Consider the following 6,194-nt stretch of genomic DNA (forward strand, 5'->3'; position numbering starts at 1 on the left):
CACCCTACACGCGTGTAACCAGCGGGCGCGTAGAGGGGGAGGCTTTCCTGGTGCGTTTGCCAAACATTGATTTGTGTCCTTAAACTTAGAATTAAGGACACTTTGAGACATTCCAGACTAGGCCCGCAAACAAGCAACCCTCCCTCCTTGGCAGGTGGTTGCTTGCTTGACCTCGTGACGCGCCCGCCCGCGTGTGCGCGTGAGGGCATAAAAAAACTCAGGAAATAGGGGAGCCCATGCAAAACGTTAAAGAGCTGCTCAAAGAAATGGAAGCCCACACAGAGGCACAAAGGCAGCTCTCTGCCCCGCTGATCGCTGAGGCACTCAGGGAAGCCAGGGCCAAAGAGCAAGAGGCACGGGAGCTGCGAACCATGCCCAAGAAAGTCCGCCCACTCTGTGGGGCCAAGACCAGGGCAGGTTCCCCCTGCCAGGCACGGGCTCTGCTTGGCTCGGAGCGCTGTAGACTTCACGGGGGGAGAGAGTTCACGCTTGCGCCCGCCTATCGTCAACACTTGCAAGAGGAAGCGAAGCACCTCAGAGTGCTGGTGAAGGTGTGCCGGGCGCTGCTAGGTAGGGTGAGGCAAAAGTAGGCTGTTTTTGCACATCCCCCGGCAGTGTAAAATTAGGCGAAACGCTCCTCCAATGTGTCAGAAATGAGTCTATGACCTTTGATTCGCCCTGTCCAAGAATGTAAAAACGAACCCTATCCTGACAGGTTTTGATTCCTGATCCTGACATCAAGTTGGCGTCTACCCTAAACGGGGTCTGACAATCATTGGAACGAAAACGTACGCTAAGGCCACGAAGACATGCCCATTGCCTCGTTCAGTTCAATGGCGTTCCCTGGTGAACCTTCTTGCGTAGCCGCTGAGCAAACTGCCGAAGGTATTGCTCTTCGGCACCTTCTGCCTCGGTAAGCAGCCCTTCAAGTTTTGACGAGCCGATTTGCTGTAGGCATGCTAGAGCCATCATCCTGGCATACTGTTGGTTCGGATCGGACCGGTTCCATGCTTCCAAGGCTAGTTCTTCAACATCGGGTGCACCTAGATGCGCCAGTGCTTTCAGGGACATACGCCGGACGTACTCATTGTCGTCTTGCACCAGAGTTCGTAGCAGCCGCAGTGACTCAGGATGGTCTGGCCCATGTAAACTTAGCATCGCTGCGAGCTGCGAGCGGGCATCTGGCTCGCCAAACTCAATGGATGCCTGGGTGAGGTGCAGTAGCAGTTCTAGAGATGGACTCAATATCTCCCTAGCGATATATGCCGCCTCATTGTCCCGAGCCAGTGCGTACAAGATCATGTCCACTTCCGCAGGAGACCAGGTCGAGAAAGGACGGTTGGCGACAAAATCTGACACCGCTGTGCAAAGTTCACTCCAATAGTCATACATACATTCCCACTCACCAGATCGCTGGTCTACGGGGTACGCGTCAGCCCACTTTTGAAATCGTTGCACTTCAGTCTGCAAGTCTCTCATTGCTCATCCTCCCCGCTGCTGACATAGCGATAGAAGGTCGCTTGAGAAATATGGAGAATCTCGCAGATCTCCTGAACGGAACGCTTGGGATCTTGACGAAGTGCTAAGGCTGCCTCTCGCTTCTTGGCAAACCCGCCCGGTGGTCTGCCGCCTTTTCGTCCTCGCGCACGGGCAGCAGCTAGACCCGCATTGGTTCGCTCACGAATCAGATCCCGTTCGAACTCAGCCAACGACCCCAGTATGTGAAAGAGAAGTTTTCCGCCTGGGGTTGTCGTGTCTATGTTGTCCTGAATACTCTTAAAGCCAACGCCGCGGCCATCAAGTGTCTGGACACTCTCAATCAGGTGTTTCAGACTCCGGCCCAGCCGGTCGAGCTTCCACACGACTAGGGTGTCCCCCTCCCGCAACATGCCCAGTGCCTTCTCTAATCCTGGTCGGGCTGCATTGGCTCCGCTGGCGGTGTCCTCGCAAATCTGGGTGCAGCCCGCAGCTTTGAGAGCGTCTCTTTGCAGATTAAGATTCTGGTCGTTGGTCGAGATCCTGGCGTACCCAATCAGCATGGTTTTCTTCCTTTGTCCTGGTCAGGATACCTCAGTAATTCTCACAAACTCATCGCTTTGGGTGAGATGAGAGTTTGATTTTTGAGAAGAGTTTTTGAGAGGAAAAAGAGGGTGGTTTCTCGTAGTTTTGGAGGGTCTCTGCTTTTCTCAATAAACGAGCGTTTTGTGAGAGCACCTAATGCGGGCAGGAACGAGAAAGAAGGCACCTATGCCCGTGGATTTCCTGACGGCAGAACAAGAAAAACGATACGGATGCTACACCGCAGAACCAGACGCGGCTCAACTGGGCCGCTACTTCCACCTCGATGACAAAGATCGCGAGCTGATTGCCCAGCGGCGCGGTGACCACAATCGTCTGGGCTTTGCCCTTCAATTATGTACTGTTCGCTTCTTGGGCACGTTTCTGCCAGATCCCACGGATGTGCCACCAGGAGCAGTTGTCTTCGTCGCCAAGCAGATTGGTGTCAAGCACCCTGTCTGCCTGGTTCATTATGGAAAGCGTCCAACGACACAGCGTGAACATGCCGGAGAGATTCAACGCCTGTACGGTTACCACGATTTGGGTGACCAGCCTGAATACTTTCACTTTGTTCGCTGGCTCTATAGAACCCGTCTGAAGTCTTGGCAAATCAATACAGCCTTCTTAAAATTAGCCGGATGAAGCAAAGCTTAATATCTGCAACACTTGTCATCAGTTTGCTCTCACAATTTTTCCAAAGGAGGCGGCATTTCTCCATCCAGGAATTAGAGCGTTCAACAATCCATCTTTTGTGAACAACGATAAAACCAGTAAGACCTTTCGCTTTTTTCTCTTCAGGGGACATTTTAGGAGCTATTTCAATAACCACTTTTGATAATATTTCGGGATATAATTTCATAATCTCATTCTCGATATAAGATTTATTGTATCCACTATCAAAAAGAATAGTAAATGGAGATTCTACGGATAGCAATGGCAAAGAAATGAAAAAATTTAAATTCTCTTCTACTATCTGAATGAAACCTTTGTCGTCAGTAACATTAGCGGGAGTACAAACAACGAAAAATGGAGTACCCAGGACATCCACACATAAATGACGCTTTATTCCATTCGTTGACTTGTAATGACAAAAACCTTTCGTTTCAATATCAGCAGTGTCCGTATTTTTAACCGCTTGAGAATCACATATCAGGAGAGTTGGCAGAGCATTTTTTTTGATCTATCCGATTTTCAATTTTAAGCTCGTCTAAAACTATGTCCCAAATGCCTTCTTTAATCCAAAGATTAGAATAATGAAAAACAGTCTTGTAGTTAGGAAAATCTTTAGGTAAATTTCCCCAACTACATCCATTTTTCAAACGATAAAGAATGCCGTTAACAATATCGTGATATTGCACGGTTCGAGGTGCCGTTTTCCTCTTTTTAAAATGAATCGCAATTTTCTGATACTGCTCTGTGGTCAAATCTGAGGTGTAACCTGTCTTTTTCATTGCCAAAGAATACCCCAAAGTGGAGACTTCAGATAGGTTCTATACTCGAGCTTGGATCTCATCAGAGCGACCCAGTGTACTTTTCGACCTGGGAACAGCTTGGCTGGCTGAGCGTAAGATTCTTCTTCCTGGGGTGACAACTCTTGCGCGTCTGGTGGCACGTGTCCGCGACCGCACATCCGCCCGCCTCTGGAAGCAGCTTGCGACTTTGCCTGATGCAAAGCAACGGGAACGCTTGGAAGCACTTCTGGTTGTCCCCGAGGCAGCACGATTAAGTCCGCTGGATCGGCTGCGGCGAAGCCCCACACAAATCAGTGGCCCGGGGCTGGTCAGTGCTTTGCAACGGTTGCAGGAGATAAGACAGCTGGATGTAGGCAATCTCGACGTTCGGGCCATCCCTCCCGGACGACTCAAGTCACTTGCGCGATTCGCAGCAGCGGCTTGGGCACCCAATATCGCTCGAATGCCTTCAGATCGAAAGACGGCCACCCTCCTTGCATTTGCATGTCATTTCGAGATTGTCGCCACGGACGACGCGCTGGATCTACTTGATGCACTCATTTCGGAGCTGTGTACTCAAGCAAAACGGGCGGGACAACGGAAGCGACTGCGCTCACTGCGCGACTTGGACGCTGCGGCACGGCAACTGGGCAAAGTCTGCGAGCTACTCCTTGATGAGACCTGCGAGATCTCCGAGCTACGCAAAAAGGCTTTTGCCATTGTCCCTAAAGAGCGGCTGCATCAGGCAATCCAGACAGTGGACCTGCTGACTCGTCCCTCAGATGACAAGTTCTACGAGGAGCTTACTGAGCGGCATGGGCGAGCCCGTCGCTTCCTTCCTAAGCTTCTGGAGACGCTCTCATTTGAGGGGACACAGGCGGGCCAGCCCGTGTTGAAAGCGTGGAAGTATCTTGCTTCATTGGAAGGGAAACGCAAGCCTGACATGAAGCAAGCTCCCTTGGAAGTGGTTCCTGCCGCTTGGAAACGTTTGGTCATTGGGCAGGATCAGCAGGTGGACCGCCGCGCTTACACCTTGTGTGTGCTGGAACAGCTTCAGGATGCCCTCCGGCGTCGCGATGTCTATGTGCCTCGGAGTGAACGCTGGGGCGACCCTCGTGCCAAGCTCCTGCAAGGCGCAGCCTGGGAAGCGATTCGTCCTCAGATCTGCCGAACTCTGGAACGTCAAACCGATGCAGATGCCGAGCTACAACGACTGAGAACTCTTTTGGACGAGGCTTACCGGCGCACCGCCGCGAATCTGCCCAGCAACAGTGCTGTCAAGATCGAAACACGTGATGGAAAAGACACTTTCACCATGACAGGGCTGGACAAACTGGAGGACTCAGCAAGCTATATTAGCCTCCGAGACAAAGTTCATGCCCTGCTTCCACGAGTGGATCTGCCTGAAATTCTACTGGAAATACACCTGCGAACTGGCTTTGCAGAGGAGTTCACCCATTTGAGTGAATCAGGGCCGCGTGTACAGGATCTCGCCCTGAGCGTGTGTGCGGTTCTGTTGGCGGAGGCTTGCAATATCGGATTGGAGCCGTTGATTAGAAAGGATAACCCCGCCCTGAGCCGTGACCGCTTGAGCTGGGTTCAGCAAAACTATCTGCGCTCCGATACCATCGTCCGGGCCAATGCAAAGCTCGTCGAGGCACAAAGTCAGATCCCACTGGCCCAAGCTTGGGGAGGCGGTGAGGTTGCCTCAGCCGATGGTCTACGCTTTGTCGTTCCTGTCCGAACGGTCAATGCTGGCCCTAACAGCAAGTACTTCGGTGTTGGGCGTGGCATCACCTACTACAACTTCACCTCGTCCCAGTTCACGGGATTCCATGGAATTGTCATTGCTGGTACCACCCATGAGGCTCCGTGGATTTTGGAGGGACTCCTTGAACAACAGACTATTCTGCGCCCCCTCGAAATCATGGCTGACACCGCCGCTTATTCCGATGTGATCTTTGGGCTTTTCTACCTGTTGGGCTATCAATTCAGCCCACGCCTTGCCGATGTTGGGGAAACGCGCTTCTGGCGCATTGACCCTGGCGCGGACTATGGCCCCTTGAATGGCTTGGCCCGACATAAGGTGAACACACGCCTGATCCGCGACAATTGGGACGACCTTTTGAGAGTCGCAGGTTCACTCAAACAAGGAACGATTAGTGCCTCGGAGCTGGTGCGCTCCTTACTTCGGAGCGAGCGTCCCTCGACACTGGCGCGTGCGCTGGAAGAGCTAGGCCGGATAAACAAGACGCTCTACCTGCTTCCCTACATCGACGATGAGACCTACCGACGGCGGATTCTGGTTCAGTTGAACCGTCAAGAGGGCAGGCATGGCTTGGCACGTGAGGTGTTTCATGGCCGTCGGGGCGAAGTGCGCCAGCGGTACCGAGAAGGGCAGGAAGACCAACTCGGAGCACTTGGCCTGGTGGTGAATGTCATCGTCTTGTGGAATACGCTCTACATGGAAGCCGCAATAAACCACTTGATAGCCACAGGCACCGTGGTCAAACCGGAAGACCGGGCTCGACTCTCTCCTCTTGGCAACGACCATCTCAATTTCCTGGGCCGCTACTCGTTCGCGCTGGCTGAGCACGTCGTTCGTGGAGAACTGCGTTCACTCGTGCTGCCGGAGACTCCCGAGATTCCTTAGCGTACGTTTTCGTTCCAATGATTGTCAGACCC

General features: G+C 52.6%; 7 protein-coding genes. 3 read left to right on the forward strand and 4 right to left on the reverse strand.

The window, feature by feature from the left end:
• Positions 1 to 236: 236 nt before the first annotated feature.
• Positions 237 to 590, forward strand: a complete 354-nt coding sequence (locus ACH2EH_RS03620; protein ID WP_395139056.1) for an HGGxSTG domain-containing protein — start codon at positions 237 to 239, stop codon at positions 588 to 590.
• Positions 591 to 825: 235 nt separating this feature from the next.
• Here the strand turns inward: ACH2EH_RS03620 and ACH2EH_RS03625 are convergent, their stop codons facing one another.
• Positions 826 to 1,245 carry a HEAT repeat domain-containing protein gene (locus tag ACH2EH_RS03625; protein ID WP_395139058.1) on the reverse strand — a complete coding sequence of 140 codons (420 nt, stop codon included), beginning with the start codon at positions 1,243 to 1,245 and terminating at the stop codon, positions 826 to 828.
• Positions 1,246 to 1,475: 230 nt separating this feature from the next.
• On the reverse strand, positions 1,476 to 2,039 hold the full coding sequence (locus tag ACH2EH_RS03630) for a recombinase family protein (RefSeq protein ID WP_395139060.1): 564 nt from the start codon (positions 2,037 to 2,039) through the stop codon (positions 1,476 to 1,478).
• A 208-nt stretch (positions 2,040 to 2,247) separates the two neighbouring features.
• Here ACH2EH_RS03630 and ACH2EH_RS03635 point away from each other — a divergent pair, with 208 nt between their 5' ends.
• On the forward strand, positions 2,248 to 2,700 hold the full coding sequence (locus tag ACH2EH_RS03635; RefSeq protein WP_395139062.1) for a DUF4158 domain-containing protein: 453 nt from the start codon (positions 2,248 to 2,250) through the stop codon (positions 2,698 to 2,700).
• Here the strand turns inward: ACH2EH_RS03635 and ACH2EH_RS03640 are convergent.
• Both ACH2EH_RS03640 and ACH2EH_RS03645 read right to left on the reverse strand, forming a co-directional pair.
• Positions 2,669 to 3,238, reverse strand: a complete 570-nt coding sequence (locus tag ACH2EH_RS03640; RefSeq protein ID WP_395139067.1) for a transposase — start codon at positions 3,236 to 3,238, stop codon at positions 2,669 to 2,671. The genes ACH2EH_RS03635 and ACH2EH_RS03640 overlap by 32 nt on opposite strands.
• Positions 3,201 to 3,509 (reverse strand): transposase, encoded by a 309-nt coding sequence (locus ACH2EH_RS03645; protein ID WP_395139063.1) that lies wholly within the window; start codon positions 3,507 to 3,509, stop codon positions 3,201 to 3,203. The genes ACH2EH_RS03640 and ACH2EH_RS03645 overlap by 38 nt, the downstream gene beginning before the upstream one ends.
• Positions 3,510 to 3,528: 19 nt before the next feature.
• Here ACH2EH_RS03645 and ACH2EH_RS03650 point away from each other — a divergent pair, with 19 nt between their 5' ends.
• Complete coding sequence (locus ACH2EH_RS03650; RefSeq protein ID WP_395139065.1) at positions 3,529 to 6,162, forward strand: Tn3 family transposase; 2,634 nt, start codon at positions 3,529 to 3,531, stop codon at positions 6,160 to 6,162.
• Positions 6,163 to 6,194 lie beyond the last annotated feature (32 nt).

The organism is Armatimonas sp., assembly GCF_043760365.1.
Classification (GTDB): Bacteria; Armatimonadota; Armatimonadia; order Armatimonadales; family Armatimonadaceae; genus Armatimonas.